This window comes from Thermus sp. KWY1, assembly GCF_057547025.1.
Genome location: NZ_BAAJPG010000041.1, coordinates 1 through 18007, shown reverse-complemented (window position 1 = coordinate 18007; position 18007 = coordinate 1). Strand labels below are relative to the sequence as shown.

Below are 18007 nucleotides of genomic sequence, written 5' to 3'. Positions count from 1 at the left end.
GCATGAACCACGGCACGGAGATCCATCGGGGGGAACAGCACCAGCCCATCGGCACCTATCTAGTGGTCTGGGGACTCCTCTTTCTCCTCAGCACCCTGTCCTACCTCCTGGACTACTTCAAGGTGGAACCTCTGGGTTTACGGCGCTTCCTCATCACCGCCTTTGCCCTCCTCAAAGCGGGGCTTATCGTGGCCTACTTCATGCACCTGCGCTTTGAGCGGGTGGGCCTGGTCTACGCCATCCTTTTGCCTCCCCTTCTCCTCCTGGCCCTGGTGTCCATTTTGCTCCCCGAGGGGCAGTATGTGGCGACGGTGCGGCATTTCTTCTTTGGTGGCCCTTAGCCTGGCCCTGGCCCACCACACCGAAACCCGCCCCAGCGACCTGGGGCCAAGCTGGTGGGGGATTTTGGTGATGGCCCCGGTTCCCTTCCTCCTGGTGGGGGGTGTGGCCTGGTACCTCTGGCGCCGGCGCTCGAGGCCCAGGAAGCCTTGAGCCCAAAGACTACCTCAAGCCCCTGAGCCGCTCCAGGAAGGCCAGCCCAAAAGCCTCCTCCCGCACCCTGCGCCTTAGGCCCTCGAGGTCGAATGGCCTCCGCGCCACCGCCTCCAGGGCCACCTTGGGCAGGGGAGCCGCCTCCAAGAAGGCGAAAAAGGCCTCGTCGGCCCAAGGGGGGACCCAGGCCCCGCTGCGGCAGAGGAACACCCGCTGGAAGATACCTTCCACCGGCCCCCCAGGATCCTTGACCCTCTCCACAGGAACCACAGGCGCGGGCTCCAGGGAAGGATCGCGCCAGGAAGGGTAGAAAACCCTAAGCCTGGCCCCTTGGCGGGCGTAATAGACCATCCAGTCGTCGCAGGCGGGTTCCTCGCCCAAAGGGCGGTAGCCCGCATCGTGATGGGCATCAAAGAGCACCACCTCCCGCACTCCCTGGCGCACCTCTGGATGGAAGGCCAAGGCGTTGGAATCCGCATAGTAAAGGCGGGCCTCCGGGGCGAAGGCAAAGCGCTCCCAGAATCCCTCCCATCCCCGGGCCTGGGGCAGGGGAAGCCCCCTTAGGAGGAAGGCCAAAGCCCGTTCCTCCCAAACCTCCCCCAGGTAGTAAGGGGTTTCAAAGTGGGCCCAGGCGTAAAGGGGGGCCATAGGGTCCTCAGGGTCTTGGGGCACGGGGAAAAAGTAATCAAAATCCACTACCAAAAGGCGCATCCCTTCCCATAGATAGCAAAGCCCCCGCCTCCTGGGCGGGGGCCAAGATCCAAAGGGATCACCAGACGTAGAAGATGGTCACGATCACCAGCCAGACCGCATCCACCAGGTGCCAGTACATGCTGGCCGCCTCGAGGGTGCCGTGGTGGTGCTGGGTAACCTTGCCCCTAAGGGCCTGGAGGTAGGCCAGGATGAGGCCAAAGCCCCCGATGACCACGTGCAGGCCGTGGAGGCCCACGATGGTGAAGAAGGTGGCGGTCCAAAGGTTCTCCTGCCAGCTGGAGGCGTGGTGGAAGTGGTAGAACTCGTAGGACTGGACCAGGAAGAAGAGGACACCCAGGATGATGGTGACGAGAAGGCCAAAGCGGAAGGGGCTGAAGCGGCCACGCCTCAGGTCGTGGTGGGCGAAGTGCACGGTGAAGGAGGAGCTCACCAGGAAGAAGGTGTTGAGGAGGGCAAGACCGAGAGCAGGCCGTTCCTCCGGGGGTACCGCCGCCCCGGTGAGGCGGAGATAAAGGTAGCCGGCGATGAGGATGGCGAAGAGGCCCACTTCCGAAACGATGAACCAGGCCATCCCCATCCAGGCGTTGGACTTACCCGAAAGGGTGTGGTGCTCCACCGGGTGGCTGTACTCGTCCTCGAGGGCCCACCTGATCAGGCCGTAGGCGAAGAGGGCCAGGAAGACCCACATCCACACGTTGGGCACGGGCAAGGCCGCCACGGAAACGAAGAAGGCGAAGAGGGTGGCGGCGGAGTAGAAAGGCCAGAAGGAGCTATTGGGCAGGTGGATGTGGCTGGGGTCTTCGGGCTTCAGCTCCACCCCCTTCTTGGCCCAGTCGTAGAGAGGTCGCTCGGAGGGGAACTCCTTGGGCAGGGCCACGTCAAAGTTATGGGCCTTGGGCGGGGAGCTGGTGAGCCACTCCAGGGTGTAGCCACCCCAGGGGTTATCCGGAGCCTTCTCCCCGGAGCGCAGGCTCTTCCACATGGCGTAAATCCAGACCAATCCCCCGAGGCCCAGGATGAAGGCCCCGATGGTGGAGATCAGGTTAAGCTCCGGCCAGCCGGCGATGTCCGCATTGTAGGTGTAGTACCGGCGGGGCATCCCCAGGAAGCCCAGGGCGTACTGGGGCAGGAAGACCGTCAGGTAGCCCACCAGGAAGAGCCAGAAGTGGAGCCGCCCCAGGCGCTCGTCGTACATGCGGCCCGTCATCTTGGGCCACCAGTAGTAAAGCCCGGCGAAGGCCCCGAAGCCCGACCCCGCCATCAAGACGTTGTGGAAGTGGGCCACCACGAAGTAGGAGTCCTGGAAGTGGTAGTCCAAGGGGGTCATGGAGAGCATGACCCCGGTGATGCCGCCCAGGAGGAAGTTGAAGATGAAGCCCAGCACCCAAAGGAGGGGGGTCTTCATCTGCAGGTGCCCAGCCCAAAGGGTACCGATCAAGTTGAAAAGCTTCACCCCGGTGGGCACGGCGATGAGGGCGGTAAAGAAGGCGAAGGCGATCTGGAAGATGGTGGACTCCCCCACGGTAAACATGTGGTGGGCCCAGACCATGGTCCCCAGCACCACGATGCCCATCTGAGCCCAGACCATCTGCTTGTAGCCGAAAAGGGGCTTGCGGGAAAAGGTAGAGGCCACCTCCGCCAGGATGCCCAGATAGGGCAGAAGCATCACGTACACCGTGGGGTGGGAGTAGAACCAGAAGAACTGCTGGAACAGGACCGGGTCTCCACCAACATCAGGATTGAACCAGGAAAGCCCGATCTTCCGCTCCAAAAGCACCAAGAGGGTAGCCGAGGTCAGGCCCGCCAGGCTGAAAAGGTTTAGAACGCTGGCGGCAAAGACGCTCCACACGTACATGGGCATCTTCCACATGCTCATCCCTTGGGCCCTGAGGTTGTAGATGGTGGCGATGAAGTTGGCGTTGCCCAAGAGGCTGGAGAAGCCCAGGAGCAGGATGGCGACCATGTAGAAGTTCACCCCGCTACCCGACTGCACGGAGAAGGGGTAGTAGAAGGTCCAGCCCACGCTGGGAGCCCCTCCGGGGAAGAGGTAGCTCATCAGGGCCAGAATGATGGCACCCAGAAAAGCCCAGTAGCTGAAGGCGTTCACCCGGGGCAGGGCCACATCCCTGGCCCCCAGCATCAGGGGCACCACGAAGTTCCCAAAGCCGGTGAGCCCGGCCTGGATGATGAAGAAGAAGAGCATGGTAGCCCCATGCAGGGTGAGGATCTGGTTGTACTGCTCCCCCGTGAGGAGGTGGTTGTTGGGCACCGCCAGCTGCGCCCGGATCAGGAGGGAAAATACCCCGGCCAAAGCGAAGGCGAAGAAGGCGGTGGCCGTGTACAAGAGCCCGATCTTCTTATGGTCTACCGTGGTCAGGAGATCCCAAAGGATCGCCCAGAAACCGGCTTTTGGCTTGGTTGCGATGGCCATCTGCCCATACCTCCTTAGAACTTAGGCAACGCCTTGAAGTCAAAACCCTCCACCTTAAGCCCATCCAGGTAGCGGACCAAAGCGTTCAGGTCCTCCTCGGAAAGCTGGGGGAAGCCCGGCATCTTGCTCCCCGGCTTCATGGAGGCGGGATCCTTGATCCAGGCCTTCAGGTGCTCAGGCGTGTAGTCCACGATCCCCGCAGCCAGGCTCACCCGATTGCCCACGAAACCCAGCTCCGGCCCGATGACCGCAGGAGGCATCTTGGCCTGCACCGAGTGGCAGGCCATGCAGTTCTGCTGGAAGACCTGCTGGCCCTGGGCATCGGCCACAGGAGGCGTGTAGTTCTTGGCCGCGGCCACAAACCGATCAAACTCTTCTTTGGGCACCACGATGGCCCGGAAGAGCATGCGGGAGTGGCTGGGGCCGCAGAGCTCGGCACAGAAGCCGTAGTAGTTGCCCGGTTTTTCCGGTGTAAAGGAGAGAAGGGTCTTTTGTCCCGGAATGGCGTCCCTTTTTCCTGCAAGCCCCGGCACCCAGAAGGAGTGGATCACGTCCTTGGAGGTAACCTCCAGCACCACCGGCACCCCTGCGGGCAGGATGATCTCGTTGGAGGTGCGGAAGCCCAGCTCAGGATAGTTAAAGTCCCACCAGAACTGGTAGCCCGTCACCTCCACCTTCAAGGCTCCGGCAGGAAGCTGGTTCACCTGGATGAGGCTCCGGGCTGTCAGGCCGAAGAGAACGAAGATGATCAGGATGGGGATCACCGTCCAGACCACTTCCAACCGGTCATTGCCGTGGAACTGAGGTGGCTCCCCTTCCTGACCGGGTTTGGCCCGGAACTTCCAGGTGATGTAGGCCAGAGCCCCGGCCACCACCCCGAAGATCAAAACGGAGAAGACCAAGACCCAGATGAGGAGGAAGTTGGTCTCCCGGTTGAAGGGGGAGACGGGGTGGGTAATGGCCACCCGGTGGCCCTCCTGGGCCAGGGCCAAACCTAAAAGACTGAGCGCCGCTACAACTCTTCTCATCCGCTTCCCTCCCTAAAGCACCCGATCCACCGCCATGGCCACGAACAAGAGGGCCAGGTAGAGCATGGAGTATTTATACAGCGAAACCGCCGTCCTCCGCTCGGGCTGGCGGTAGAGGGCAAGGCTCTTAAGGATAAGCAAAGCATTAAGCGTGAGGCTGAAGAAGAAGTAAACGAGGCCGAGTTCCCCCAAAAGGAGGGGCATGAGGGAAATCAAGGCAGTGAGCACGGCATAAAGGGCGATCTGCATCACCGTCACCCTTTCCCCCAACACCACGGGCAGCATGGGCACCCCCACGGCCCGGTAGTCGTCCTGGATCATGAGGGCCAAGGCCCAGAAGTGCACCGGGGTCCAGAAGAAGATGAGGGCGAAGAGGTACCAGGCGAAGAGGCTTAGCTCGCCCGTCACCGCCGCCCAGCCCACCAGGGGGGGAAAGGCCCCCGCCGCCCCACCGATGACGATGTTCTGCCAGGTGCGCCGCTTCAGGTAGAGGGTGTAGACCAGCACGTACCAGATAAGGCCCATGAGGGCCAGGGTGGCGGAAAGGAGGTTCGCCCCCCACCAGAGGAGAAGAAAGGCGAAAAGGGCAAGGCCAAAGGCGAAGAGAAGGGCATCCCGGCTGGAAATGCGCTGGGTCACGGTGGGGCGCTTGGCGGTGCGGCGCATGCGGGCGTCGATATCCCGGTCCACCACCATGTTGATGGCGTTGGCCGCTCCGGCCATCATGTAGCCTCCCAGGGCCACCACCAGGAAGAGGCCCGTGCCAGGCCAGCCCTTGGCGGCGATGAGCATGGCCAAAAGGGTGGTGAAGAGAAGGAGGCTGATCACCCGGGGTTTGGTGAGGGCCAGGTAGTCCTTCCAGGTGGCTCCCCCAGTGCCCCGGTGCACCTGCCCCGCCTCGGCACCCTCCCCCAGCTCCACCCGCCTAGCCCCCTGGGCCAACGCCGCCGCCGAAAGCAGGATGAAAAGAAGCCACACGGCGTAGGCCAAGAGAAGGTGCAGGATCTGCATCCAGACCGGGGCCTTGAGCCACACGTTCACCAGGCCCACGAGAAGCTGCACTCCATAGAGGTACGCGAGGGCATGGGCGAAGCGGCGGGTATGGGAGGAAGGCCGCAGATGGGCCACCAGGTAGCCCGCAAAAACCACATAAAGCCCCACGCTCACGGCGATGAGGGGGTGGAGCACCCTGAGGCGCACCAGGAAGTGCTCGCCCGGGGTCAGGGAGCGCTCCAGGGCCTCGAGGGTGTTCCGGACGGGGAAGAGAAGGTCGCCCAAAGCGGTCACTGCGCCGCTCATCCCCAGGAAGAGCAAGGCGAGAAGCCCCAGGAGCAAGGCCGCCCCCACCGCACCCTGCCCCCTAAGCCGCAAGGGAGCACCCCCAGAGGCCCACCAGGCGGTGAGGACCAGGGAGGCCAGGAGGAAATAGGTGTTGGCCAGGTGCACCATCTGCACCACGGCCCTGGCAGCGCTCACGTTATGGGCTGTCCAGCCGAACAGGACCAGGGAAGCCCCCACCAGGCTCTCGGTGATCATGAAGAGAAAGGCCAGCCCGGAGCCCAGCCGCGCCGGGTGGCCCTTGGGAAAGAGGCGGAAGGCGAGAAGGGTCAAAAAAAGCACGGAAAGAAAGGCGAGACCCGAGGTGGCCCGGTGGGTGAACTCGATGAGGGTCTCCACCTGTGGGCTTCTGGGGATGATCTCCCCTTTGCAGGTGGGCCAGTGGGAGCCGCACCCTGCCCCCGACCCGGTGGCCCGCACGTAAGCCCCCCAGAGGGCCACCAGGATGTTCCACACCAAGACTCCCCAGGCGTAACGGCTAAACCAAGCTTGGCTCATAGGACACCCGTCCCCCAGACGGTAGTGCTTTCCATTCTGCCAGAAGACCTTGTCCAGGGGTGAAGTACATTTGTCCCTTCCATTACCTGCCACCTAGGAGACTAATACCCCCGGGCCCTACTTGGCAAGGGGCTGGGCAGAAGGCCCAGCCCCACAAAGGATAAGGACTACCCCACCTTTGGCCCTGCCCGGCGTATAGCTTCCTCCACCCCGTCCGCGTACTTCTGGAAGTTTTCCTGGAACAAGGTAGCCAGCTTCCTGGCCTGGCGATCGTAGGCCTCCTTGTCCTCCCAGGTTTCTCGCGGGTCCAAAAGCTCCTTGGGCACCCCGGGAACCTCCAGGGGGACCTCAAAGCCGAAGACGGGATCCTGGCGGTAGGGAACCCCCTCGAGGGCCCCGTTTAGCGCCGCCTGCAAAAGGGCCCGGGTCACGGGCAGGGGAAAACGCCGGCCCACCCCGTAAGGCCCCCCGGTCCAGCCGGTGTTCACCAGGTACACCCTGGGGCCATGCTTCCTGATTTTCTCCCCCAGCATGCGGGCATAGACCCCGGGATGGAGGGGAAGAAAGGGCGCCCCGAAGCAGGCGGAGAAGGTGGCCTTGGGCTCGGTGACACCCCTTTCCGTGCCCGCCACCCGGGCGGTGTAGCCGGAGAGGAAGTAATACATGGCTTGCTCCGGGGAAAGGCGGGCGATGGGGGGCAAGACCCCGTAGGCGTCGGCGGAGAGGAAGAAGATGGCCCTGGGGTGTCCGGCCACGCCAGACTCCACCACGTTTTCCAGGTGGCCCAAGGGGTAGGAGGCGCGGGTATTTTCCGTCTTGGTGTCGTCGTCCCACTCCACCCGGCGGCTTTCCGGGTTCACCACCACGTTCTCCAGGATGGCCTCAAACTGATTGGACGCCTTATAGATAAGGGGCTCATACTCCGGAGAAAGGCGGATGACCTTGGCGTAACACCCCCCTTCAAAGTTGAACACCCCCTCCTCGCTCCAACCGTGCTCGTCGTCACCGATAAGAGGCCTCTCCGGATCGGTAGAAAGGGTAGTCTTCCCAGTCCCCGACAGGCCAAAGAAAATGGCCACATCCCCTTCTTTCCCCACATTGGCCGAGGCATGCATGGGGAAAACCCCCTGTTTGGGCATGAGGTAGTTCATCACGGTGAAGATGCTCTTCTTGATCTCCCCCGCATACCTGGTACCCACGATGAGGACCATCCTCCTCTGGAAGCTGATGCCCACGAAGACCTCGCTCCGGGTGCCGTCCCGCTCCGGGTCGGCCAGGAAGTAGGGAGCGTGGACCACGGTAAAGCCTGGGGAAAAGGGCTCCACCTCGTCGTCCTCGGGGAACCGGCGGGGAAGGATAAACATATTGCGGGCAAAAAGGGCATGCCAGGGGCTTTCCGTAATCACCCTTACCGCCAGACGGTAGCGTTTATCGGCTCCGGCATAAAGGTCCTGAACATACAGGTCCCGCTCGGAAAGGTAGGCGACCACCCTTTCCCAAAGGGCCTGGAAGGCCTCCGGGGCGAAGGGCTGGTTCACCTCACCCCACCAGACCTCCTCCTCTACCCCCGGCTCCCGCACCACGAACTTGTCGCGGGGGCTTCTCCCGGTGTAGGGGGTGGTGTCCACCACCAAGGACCCTTTGTGGGCCAGAATCCCCTCGCCCCGGGCCAGGGTGTGCTCCACCAGGATGGGAGAAACCGTGTTCCAGAAAACCTGTTTCCTCGGTTTGATGCCCAAAGGCTCCAGTCGGTCCATAGAGACCCCCTTATGCCTAGGGCATCATACACTTATTTCCACGCTTCCAAGGTTAGGAGCCATACCCGGGACGCCCAAGAAGGGCAAAGGTCAAGCGCTTGCCCAGCTCCACCCCGGGCTGGTCAAAGGCGTTCACCCTCCAGAGCTCCCCCAGGAAGGCGGTTTGCCACATGAGGTGCTGCAAGAGCCAGCCCACGGCGTAAGGGGAAACCTCCGAGAGGTAGAGGGTATAGACCCTCTGTCCCGCTTCGGCCAAGGCCTGGTAGGTGGCCTCGGCCTCGGCCTTCAAGAGCTGGAACAAGCCCTTGCCGAAGAGGTAACCTGCCTCCCCCTCGAGGCCTTCCACCTGGGGCAGGAGGAGGTCCTCCGTGGCCCTTTCCGGCACCACCAGAACGATGAGCTTGTCCAGGGGGCCTTCCCGGAAGAGCTGCACCTGGGCGTGCTGGTCCTGGGGACCCAAAGCGGGCACGGCGGTGGTGCCCACCCGGTTGCCCTCCCCATCCCGCTTGCCCAAGGACTCGTCGTGGAGCTGGACAAACCAGGCGGGAAGGTATTTCAGCCTTTCCGAGTACACCATAAAGACCGTGATGGGCAGGTGGCGGTGGAGGTGCTGGAGGAAGGCGGTTTTCAGGGGGAGGTTTTCCTCCAACGGGGCCAGGGCCAGCTCGTTCGCCTTCCTTGCCCCCATGAGGAGGGCCTCCAGGTCCATCCCGGCAAAGGCCAAGGGAAGGAGCCCCACCGGGGAGAGCACGGAGAAGCGCCCTCCCACGTTTTCGGGAATGGAAAAGGCCTCGAGGCCCTCCTTTTCCGCCAAGGCCCTTAGCGCCCCCCGCCTGGGGTCGGTGGTGAGAACCAGATGCCGCCGCCACTCCTCCCCCAGGTTCTCCCGAAGCCAGTTCAGAAAAACCAGAAGAGCGGCCAGGGTTTCCGCGGTGGCCCCCGACTTGGAAACCGCGTTCACCAGGGTCTTCCGGGGGTCTAGGCCCCGAAGGAGCCGAAGCACGGGCTCCGGCTCCACGTGGTCCACATAGTGGAAGCGCACGCCGCTTTCGTTGAAGGCACTCTCCAGGGCCTTAGGCCCCAAGGCGCTTCCCCCGATGCCCAGAAGGACGAAGTCCTCCACCCAAGGGTTAGCCTCCCGGTAGCGGCGGATCCGCCTCAGGGTTTCCGTGTCCTCGGGGAGGTCCATCCAGCCCAGCATGCTTTGGAGATCCTTCCGCTTGGCCAAAAGAGCCTCCCGGGCTTGAAGAAGGAGGGGCCCGTGCTCCTTAAAAGCCTGGGGGAAATCCGGGAGGAAGCGGGTATCCAGGCGCAGCATACCCCCATGCTACCCGGATGTAGGCTAAAGGCATGGGCTACGTGCCCCCACCCACGCCCCAGCACGGCCTCGAGGAGGGTCCCATCCTCCTCAAGGACGGGCGCACCGCCTTCCTGAGGCGGGCAGGCCCCAAGGACCTTCCCCTTTTCGTGGAGTTCCTGAGGCGGCTATCCCCGGAGTCCTTGCGCATGCGCTTCTTCTCCCCCATCTCCCCGGAAAAGGCGGCGGAGCTTCTCCTTTCCGCCAAACCGGAAGAGGAAAAGGTGATCCTCATGGTCCTGGCGGGAGACCCCCCCAGGATGGTGGCCACGGGGGAGTACGTGCGCCTGAAGGGGGAGGGCACCGCCGAGGTGGCCTTTTTGGTGGACGATGCCTTCCAGGGCAAGGGCCTGGGCACCCTCCTTCTGGAGCGCCTGGCCTTGATCGCCGCCAAGCGGGGGGTAAGGCGGTTTCAGGCCTTCGTCCTGGCGGAGAACCAGAAAATGCTCAACGTCTTCATGGAAAGCGGCTTCCAGGTACGGGCCCGCAGGGATAGCGGGGAGGTGGAGGTGGAGTTTGAGATCCTCCTGGAGGAGAAGGCGGCGGAGCGGTTTGAGTGGCGGGAAAAGGTTTCCACCCTTGCGAGCCTTCACCCCTTCTTCTTTCCCCGGGGCGTGGCGGTGGTGGGAGCAAGCCGCGACCCGGAAAGCATCGGCTACCGGGCCCTGGAAAACCTCATCTTTGGCCGCTTCCAAGGCCCCGTCTACCCGGTGAACGAGGCCATCGGCAAGGAAGGAGGTACGGTGGGGCCCCTCCTCGCCTACCCCAGGGTGGAGAGCATTCCCGGCCCCGTGGACCTGGCGGTGATCGCCGTGCCCAAGGAGCGGGTTTGGGAGGCCCTCGAGGCCTCGGGAAGACGGGGGGTGCGAGCCAGCGTGGTCCTCACCACCGGCTTCCAGGACCAAGAGGCCAAAGAGCTGGCCGACAAGGCCAGGCGCCTGGGGATGCGCCTTCTGGGCCCGGGTTCCTTGGGCCTGGTCCACACCCACCCCGAGGTGCGCCTGGCGGCGGGCCTGGCCCCCCTCCCCAAACCCGGACCCCTGGCCATCTCCAGCCAGTCCGGCACCCTGGGCCGGGCGGTGATGGCCTATGCGGAGGGTATGGGACTGGGCATCTCCTCCTTCGTCTCCTTGGGGGCCAAGGCGGACATCTCCTCCAACGACCTTTTGCAGTTCTGGGAAGAGGACGAGCGAACCCGGGTGATCCTCCTTTACCTGGAGAGCTTCGGCAACCCCCGGCGCTTCTCCCGCCTAGCCCGCAGGATCGGCAAGAAAAAGCCCATCCTGGCGGTGCATCCCTCCCGGGATCCCTTGGTGCGCACCCTCTTCGCCCAGGCCGGGGTGATCCGGGCCAACAGCCTGGAGGAAGCCTTTGACGTGGCCGCCCTTCTGGCCCTGGGGCGCCTTCCGGAAAACAACCGGGTGCGACTCATCTCCAACGCCTCCGGTCCCTCCAACCTGGCCCTCGAGGCCCTCAGGGAAGGAGGGCTTTTCGTGGAGCACGTGGACCTGGGCTCCACCGCCAAGGCGGAGGAGTTCGCCCGCGCCCTGGAAGAAGCCCTGGAAGGCGAGGCGGGAAGCGTGTTTCTCCTCTTCGTGCCCATGGGCTTTACCAGCGAGGAGGAGTTCCTGGCTCTTTTGGAGAAGGCAGAAGGGAACAAGCTCCTTTTGGCCTGCGTGATGGGCTCCCCGGGAGCGCGGGCCCGGGTTATGGGCCAGGTGGCCCTCTACCGCTTCCCCGAATCCGCGGCCATCGCCTTGAGCCGGGCCTGGGCTTACAAGGCCTGGCGGGAAGAGCCCCTCCACTTCCCCGACTTTCCCGACCTGCGCCTGGAGGAGGCGAGGAAGCTCCTAGAAGGGAAAGAGACCCTGAGCCAGGCGGAGGGGGCCGCCCTCTTGGAGTGCTTCGGCCTGCCCTTGGGGAAGGGGGAAGGGCTTTCCCTCAAGCTCACCGCCAAGCCCCACCCCCTCTTCGGCCCCGTCCTCACCCTGGTCCTGCCCACCCCCCTGGGGGACCAGGTGCTGGGCCAGCGGCTTTCCCCCCTCACCCAGAAGGACGCCCAGGAGCTGGTAAGACCCCTAAGCCACGGGCAAAGCCCGGATCTTTCGGGTCCTCTCGACCCCGCCCCCTACCAGGAAATCGTCCTCAGGCTTTCCCGGCTTCTGGAGGAACTGCCTAAGGTGGAGGAAGTTTCCCTGGAGCTTTCCGGACCCCGGATCGCCAGCTTTGAAGTGCGCCTCGGGGGAAACCCCGAACCGAGGAACCGCCATGCGCATTCAAAGCCCCGCTAACCCCAAGGTGAAGGCCTTGGCCGCCCTGAAGGAACGAAGGGAGCGGGAAAGGACTGGCCTTTTCCTGGTGGAAGGCCGGCGGGAGGTGGAAAGGGCCCTAAGGGCTGGCCTCCAGTTAGAAACCCTCCTCCGCGGCCCCAAGGCCACCCCGGAGGACCAAACCCTGGCGGGATCGGCCCCCACCCTGGAGCTTTCCCAGGAGGCGATGGAGCGGGTTTCCGTAAGGGAGAACCCGCCTCCCGTCATCGGGGTCTTCCGCCTGCCCCACAAAACCCTAAAGGAGGTCCGGCTCCCGCAAAACCCCCTGGTCCTGGTCCTTCTGGGCCTGGAAAAACCCGGCAACCTGGGGGCCATTCTGCGCTCGGCGGATGGGGCGGGGGTGGATCTGATCCTGGTGGCGGAAGGGGTGGACCTCTATAGCCCCCAGGTGATCCGGAACTCCACGGGGGTGGTCTTCTCCCTGCCCGTCTTCCCCGTGGCCGAGGAGGAAGCCGCCCGCTTCCTGGAGGAAAAAGGGCTTTTTTTGGTGGCCGCCACCCCCAGAGGGGAAAAGGTTTACTGGGAAGAGAACTACCAAAGGGGAGTGGCCTTCCTCCTGGGCACCGAGGACGAAGGCCTTTCCGAGGCCTGGCTGGCCCGGGCGGGGGTGAGGGTGCGCATCCCCATGCGGGGGGTGGCGGATAGCCTCAACGTTTCCGTGAGCGCTGCCCTCCTCCTCTACGAGGCCCTGCGCCAAAGGGGCGGAGGATGAGGTTTCCCCTCACCCCCTTGCTGGCCCTGGGGCTTTTTCTTTCCCTGCCCGTGTGGGCGCTCCCTTCGGCCCTGGGGATCCTCCTCCTCCACCTGGGCAAGCGGTTCTACCCCGGCGCCTTCCTATGGGGAGCCTTCCTTCCCGGTCTCCTCCATGCCTTTACCCTCCCTTTCCCCACCTGGCTCCAGGGATGGGCCCTGACCTCCGGGCTTCTCCTCCTCTACGGCTTTTTCCTGGCCGCCAAGGCCAGGCCCCTTTCCAGCCTCTTCCTCCTCCCCTTGGCCCTTGGGCTTGGGCCATGGGGCCTCTTCCTCCTGGGCCTCCTGCACGGAATCAGCCTTCTGGAGGAGGCCCATGGGCGGGCCCAGGAACGGGGGGAATGGTTTTGGACCCCCCCTTCCACCCTATGGATCCCAGGGATCCTGGGCCTTTTGCTGGCAGGCCTGGCCTTTCTTCCCCTCCATCTTCCCGCCCTTCCCCTACCGGCCCTGGCTCCCCCTAGCCTTCAGGCTTCCCCGGAAGCGAAATCCCAGCCGGGAGAGGAAGCAGCCTACCAGGCCCCCGAGGAAGGGTTTTCCCCCTGGGTGGCCTTCCTCAACCGGGCCTTGGCCCATGCCCAGCCCCTGGCCCTCCTTCTTCTCCTCCTGGCGCTTCTGCCCCTTTTGGACCGGGGGGAGAGGCTTCCCTACCGGGGGCTTCACCTCTTGCCCCTCTTGCTGGCCCTTTTGGCCGGGGGCCTTTTCCTCCTCTACCTGGGTACCCTGGGGGGTGGGGAAAGCGCATGGGGAACCAGCCCCTCAGCCTCCATGCCCACCCCTTCCCAGGAGAGCGGCCCCAAAGAGGCTGTACCGGGACCCAGGCGGTTAGGCGAGGTGGGCATGGCCCTGGCGGGGCTTTCCGCCCTTTTCACCCTGGGGCTTCTCTCCCTCCTGGCCTTCCTGGTTTGGCGCCACCGGGACCGGGAAGAGCAGGAGGCCGCCCAGGGCATACCGGCCAGGAGTTCCAAGCGCTTTCAAGAAACCCTCCCCCAAGACCGGGTGCGGCGGGCCTATCTCCAGACCCTTAAAGCCCTAAAGGCCCTGGGCCTTCCCCGGCTGGCCTCCGAGGGGCCCCTGGAGTACCTGGAGAGGGTTTCCCTCCCCCTTCCCGGGTTGAGAGAACCCTTGGAGGGGCTCACCCGGCTTTACCTGCCCGCGCGCTACGGCGGAAGGACCGGGGAGGAGGAAGCGGAAAGGGCGGAAGCCCTCTTGGGGGATATCCTTAGGCTATGTTCCTCGCCCGCATCCAAAGGGCCCTTTCGGGCCGGGTCCTCCTGAGGGAGGAAACCCTAAGGCTTTCCCTGGCCACCCTCCTTTCCGGGGGGCACCTTCTTCTGGAGGACGTGCCCGGCACGGGGAAGACCACCTTCGCCAAGGCCTTGGCCCGGGTCCTGGGCCTTTCCTTTAGCCGCATCCAGATGACCCCCGACCTCCTGCCCCAGGACCTCACCGGCGTCTACCTCTACCGGGAAGGAAGCCTCCTTTGGCAGAAGGGACCCGTCTTCGCCCAGGTGCTCTTGGTGGACGAGCTCAACCGGGCCACCCCCAGGACCCAGTCCGCCCTCCTCGAGGCCATGGGGGAAGGCCAGGTGACCCTGGAGGGGAAAACCCATCCTTTGCCCGAGCCCTTTTTCGTCCTGGCCACGCAAAACCCCGTGGAGGAGGAGGGCACGTACCCCCTGCCCGTGGCCCAGCGGGACCGGTTCACCGCCCGGCTATCCCTGGGCTACCCCGACGAAAAGGCCCTCCTCCAGGCCCTGAAGGAGAGGGAACCCCTAGAGGGCCTGGAGGCGGTCACCCAAGGGGAGGAGATCCTGGCCCTTCGCCAGGAGGTGCGCCGGGTGCGGGTGGCCGAGGAGGTGCTGGACTACCTCCTGGCCTTGGCGGGCTGGCTCAGGAGCCGGGAGGAGGTGCGGCTTGGCCCCTCCCCCAGGGCTCTTTTGCAGGTGGAGCGCCTGGCCCAGGCCCTGGCCCTCTTGCAGGGACGGACCTTCACCGTGCCCGAGGACATCAAGGAGGCCTTCCGGGCCGCCATCCCCCACCGCCTTCTCCTACGGCTGGAGGCGGAGCTTTCCGGAGCCAGCCCGGAAGGGCTGGTGGCGGAAGCCCTCAAGGCGGTCCCCGCCCCGGTGGAAAGGGCCTAGGGAAGGACGTCATGGAAGGGGTTTTGGGCCTTCTATCCCTCCTTCTCCTCCTCGCCCTTTGGCGGGCACCCCGATTGGCCCGGATCCGGGTGCAAACCCCGGACCTGGCTCCAGGCTTCCCCGGGCAGGTGCGGCTTGGGCAGGTGGCGGTGGAGGTCTGGGCTCCCCTTCCCCTTTTCTTCCGCCTGGAAAACCTCCCCTCGGCCCCCTTGGGCTTGGAACCCCGGGGCCTTTCCGGGATGGCCTGGGGGAAGATCCGGTTGGCCCTGCCTCTTTCCTGCCGCTACCGCCGGCGGGGAGAGCATACCCTCCGCCTTACCCTACGCTTCACCAGCCCCCTGGGCCTGGGGGAGAGGCTTCTCAGCCTGGAGGCGGGGAGGGTCTTGGTCTACCCCGCCTTGCGGCCCCTACCGCCCTTTGAGCCCGCCCCCAGCTTCTTCCTGGAGGGCAAAACCGAGCCCTTCGGCCTTCCCGATCCCCTCGAGGCCAAGGGCCTCCGCCCCTACCAGCCCGGGGATTCCCTGCGCCTTCTGGCCAAGCCGGCAAGCCTCCGCCAGGGCCGCCCCATCGTGCGGGAAGTGGAAAAAAGCCTTCTGGGAAGCCTCTTCCTTCACCTGGACACCCAAAGCCTCCACCCCGCCTACCTGGACCATGGGGCGAGCCTTGCCGCCTGGCTCCTTCTCCTGGCGGAGAAAAGCGGGGTTTCCTATGGCCTTTCCGCAGGAGAGGTCCTGCCTTTGGGACGGGGAAGGGGCCACCTGGTGAGGGCCCTCTCGCTTCTGGCCCGCCTAGAGTCCACCCAAACCCCCGCCCTCCCGCCCAAGGCCCCTCCCGGAAGCACCTACTTCCTCATCACCCAGGCGGCGGAACAAGCCTTCCTCAAGGCGGCCTTAAGGGGAAGCGCCCAAGCCCGGCAGGGAGTGCTCCTCCTCCTCCCCGAGGGTTATTTCCTTTACCCAGGGGAAAAGGGCCGGCTGGCCTTGGGCAAGACCCCGGGCCTGGAGCGGGCCCTGGCTATGCGGGGCCTTCTCCTAGCCCATGGCCTCGAGCTGAAGGTGGTGCGGGGCCACCAGCCCCTCACCTTATAAAACCCCCCTCAACCCCCTTGACAGGAACACGCGGGGGCAAAATAATAACCCTTGGTTTGACACTCTCGCCCTTTGAGCGTCAAAGGAGGGAGTGAATATGGCTGCGGAGGTGAAGACGGTGATCAAGCCCCTAGGCGACAGGGTTGTGGTGAAACGGATTGAGGAGGAGCCCAAGACCAAGGGCGGCATCGTGCTCCCCGACACCGCCAAGGAGAAGCCCCAGAAGGGTAAGGTGATCGCGGTGGGCTCGGGCCGCATCCTGGACAACGGGCAGAAGGTGCCCCTCGAGGTCAAGGAGGGGGACATCGTGGTCTTCGCCAAGTACGGCGGCACCGAGATCGAGATCGACGGCGAGGAGTACGTGATCCTCTCCGAGCGCGACCTTTTGGCGGTTCTGCAGTAAGGGAGGTGAGGTATGGCGAAGATCCTGGTGTTTGACGAAGCAGCCCGCCGGGCCTTGGAGCGCGGCGTGAACGCGGTAGCCGATGCGGTGAAGGTAACCCTGGGCCCCCGGGGCCGGAACGTGGTCCTGGAGAAGAAGTTCGGCTCCCCCACCATCACCAAGGATGGGGTGACGGTGGCCAAGGAGATCGAGCTGGAGAACCACCTGGAGAACATCGGGGCCCAGCTCCTCAAGGAGGTGGCCTCCAAGACCAACGACGTGGCCGGTGACGGTACCACCACCGCCACCGTCTTGGCCCAGGCCATCGTGCGGGAGGGCCTGAAGAACGTGGCCGCCGGCGCCAACCCCCTGGCCCTCAAGCGGGGCATCGAGAAGGCGGTGGAGGCGGCGGTGGAGAAGATCCGCTCCCTGGCCATCCCCGTGGAGGACCGCAAGGCCATCGAGGAGGTGGCCACCATCTCCGCCAACGACCCTGACGTGGGCAAGCTGATCGCCGACGCCATGGAGAAGGTGGGGAAGGAGGGGATCATCACCGTCGAGGAGTCCAAGAGCCTGGAGACCGAGCTGAAGTTCGTGGAGGGGTACCAGTTTGACAAGGGGTACATCTCCCCCTACTTCATCACCAACCCCGACGCCATGGAGGCGGTCCTCGAGGACGCCTTCATCCTCATCGTGGAGAAGAAGGTCTCCAACGTGCGGGAACTCCTCCCCATCCTGGAGCAGGTGGCCCAGACGGGTAAGCCCCTCCTCCTGATCGCCGAGGACGTGGAGGGCGAGGCCCTGGCCACCCTGGTGGTCAACAAGCTCCGGGGCACCCTGAACGTGGCTGCGGTGAAGGCTCCCGGCTTCGGTGACCGCCGCAAGGAGATGCTCAAGGACATCGCCGCCGTCACCGGTGGTACCGTCATCTCCGAGGAGCTTGGCTTCAAGCTGGAGAACGCCACCCTCTCCATGCTGGGCCGGGCCGAGCGGGTGAAGATCACCAAGGACGAGACCACCATTGTGGGCGGCAAGGGCAAGAAGGAGGACATCGAGGCCCGCATCAACGGCATCAAGAAGGAGCTGGAGACCACGGACAGCGAGTACGCCAAGGAGAAGCTCCAGGAGCGCCTGGCCAAGCTGGCGGGGGGCGTGGCGGTGATCCGGGTGGGGGCCGCCACCGAAACCGAGCTCAAGGAGAAGAAGCACCGCTTTGAGGACGCCCTGAACGCCACCCGGGCCGCGGTGGAAGAGGGCATCGTCCCGGGCGGTGGCGTGGCGCTCCTCAGGGCCATCAGCGCCGTGGACGAGCTCCTTAAGAAGCTGGAGGGGGACGAGGCCACCGGGGCCAAGATCGTGCGTCGGGCCTTGGAGGAGCCTGCCCGTCAGATCGCCGAGAACGCCGGCTACGAGGGCTCCGTGGTGGTCCAGAGGATCCTCTCCGAGACCAAGAACCTCCGCCTGGGCTTCAACGCCGCCACCGGGGAGTACGTGGACATGGTGGAGGCAGGCATCGTGGACCCCGCCAAGGTAACCCGCTCCGCCCTGCAGAACGCCGCCTCCATCGGCTCCCTCATCCTCACCACCGAGGCGGTGGTGGCCGAGAAACCCGAGAAGAAGGAGTCCACCCCCGCTCCCACGGGCGGCGACATGGACTTCTAAAGCCACCCCAACCTGGCTTCGCCAGGTTGGGGCCCC

General features: G+C 64.7%; 15 protein-coding genes. 9 read left to right on the top strand and 6 right to left on the bottom strand.

Annotated elements, in window-relative coordinates; genetic code table 11:
* Positions 1-2: 2 nt before the first annotated feature.
* Entirely contained in the window at positions 3-341 is a 339-nt protein-coding gene (locus AC27GT_RS11665) for a cytochrome C oxidase subunit IV family protein (RefSeq protein ID WP_015716037.1), read from the top strand.
* Positions 331-492: a hypothetical protein gene (locus AC27GT_RS11660; RefSeq protein ID WP_015716036.1), complete on the top strand. Its 162-nt coding sequence runs from the start codon at positions 331-333 to the stop codon at positions 490-492. The genes AC27GT_RS11665 and AC27GT_RS11660 overlap by 11 nt, the downstream gene beginning before the upstream one ends.
* A gap of 9 nt (positions 493-501) precedes the next feature.
* Here the strand turns inward: AC27GT_RS11660 and AC27GT_RS11655 are convergent, their stop codons facing one another.
* The 6 genes from AC27GT_RS11655 to pgi form a co-directional block, all read right to left on the bottom strand.
* Complete coding sequence (locus AC27GT_RS11655) at positions 502-1203, bottom strand: hypothetical protein (protein WP_038031788.1); 702 nt, start codon at positions 1201-1203, stop codon at positions 502-504.
* A gap of 58 nt (positions 1204-1261) precedes the next feature.
* Entirely contained in the window at positions 1262-3637 is a 2376-nt protein-coding gene (ctaD, locus tag AC27GT_RS11650) for a cytochrome c oxidase subunit I (protein WP_054391635.1), read from the bottom strand.
* Between the two features lie 14 nt (positions 3638-3651).
* On the bottom strand, positions 3652-4665 hold the full coding sequence (coxB, locus tag AC27GT_RS11645) for a cytochrome c oxidase subunit II (RefSeq protein WP_038070895.1): 1014 nt from the start codon (positions 4663-4665) through the stop codon (positions 3652-3654).
* A gap of 12 nt (positions 4666-4677) precedes the next feature.
* The gene (locus AC27GT_RS11640) at positions 4678-6501 is read right to left on the bottom strand and encodes a heme o synthase (protein ID WP_054391634.1); all 1824 of its coding nucleotides are present in this window, start codon (positions 6499-6501) and stop codon (positions 4678-4680) included.
* 167 nt (positions 6502-6668) lie between these two features.
* The gene (gene pckA / locus AC27GT_RS11635; RefSeq protein WP_487224186.1) at positions 6669-8258 is read right to left on the bottom strand and encodes a phosphoenolpyruvate carboxykinase (ATP); all 1590 of its coding nucleotides are present in this window, start codon (positions 8256-8258) and stop codon (positions 6669-6671) included.
* A 52-nt stretch (positions 8259-8310) separates the two neighbouring features.
* The gene (gene pgi / locus AC27GT_RS11630) at positions 8311-9576 is read right to left on the bottom strand and encodes a glucose-6-phosphate isomerase (RefSeq protein ID WP_015716030.1); all 1266 of its coding nucleotides are present in this window, start codon (positions 9574-9576) and stop codon (positions 8311-8313) included.
* 32 nt (positions 9577-9608) lie between these two features.
* Between pgi and AC27GT_RS11625 the strand changes: the two genes are divergently transcribed.
* From AC27GT_RS11625 to groL, 7 genes are all read left to right on the top strand, one after another.
* Positions 9609-11906, top strand: a complete 2298-nt coding sequence (locus AC27GT_RS11625) for a GNAT family N-acetyltransferase (protein WP_487224185.1) — start codon at positions 9609-9611, stop codon at positions 11904-11906.
* Positions 11884-12657, top strand: a complete 774-nt coding sequence (locus AC27GT_RS11620; RefSeq protein WP_126164613.1) for a TrmH family RNA methyltransferase — start codon at positions 11884-11886, stop codon at positions 12655-12657. The genes AC27GT_RS11625 and AC27GT_RS11620 overlap by 23 nt, the downstream gene beginning before the upstream one ends.
* Positions 12654-13973, top strand: a complete 1320-nt coding sequence (locus tag AC27GT_RS11615; protein WP_038031776.1) for a DUF4129 domain-containing protein — start codon at positions 12654-12656, stop codon at positions 13971-13973. The genes AC27GT_RS11620 and AC27GT_RS11615 overlap by 4 nt, the downstream gene beginning before the upstream one ends.
* Positions 13925-14839: an AAA family ATPase gene (locus AC27GT_RS11610; protein ID WP_015716025.1), complete on the top strand. Its 915-nt coding sequence runs from the start codon at positions 13925-13927 to the stop codon at positions 14837-14839. The genes AC27GT_RS11615 and AC27GT_RS11610 overlap by 49 nt, the downstream gene beginning before the upstream one ends.
* An 11-nt stretch (positions 14840-14850) precedes the next feature.
* The gene (locus tag AC27GT_RS11605; protein ID WP_487224184.1) at positions 14851-15927 is read left to right on the top strand and encodes a DUF58 domain-containing protein; all 1077 of its coding nucleotides are present in this window, start codon (positions 14851-14853) and stop codon (positions 15925-15927) included.
* 97 nt (positions 15928-16024) lie between these two features.
* Positions 16025-16330, top strand: coding sequence for a co-chaperone GroES (gene groES, locus AC27GT_RS11600; protein ID WP_015716023.1), 306 nt, complete (start codon positions 16025-16027; stop codon positions 16328-16330).
* 12 nt (positions 16331-16342) lie between these two features.
* The gene (groL, locus tag AC27GT_RS11595) at positions 16343-17971 is read left to right on the top strand and encodes a chaperonin GroEL (protein ID WP_015716022.1); all 1629 of its coding nucleotides are present in this window, start codon (positions 16343-16345) and stop codon (positions 17969-17971) included.
* The last annotated feature ends 36 nt before the right edge of the window (positions 17972-18007 follow it).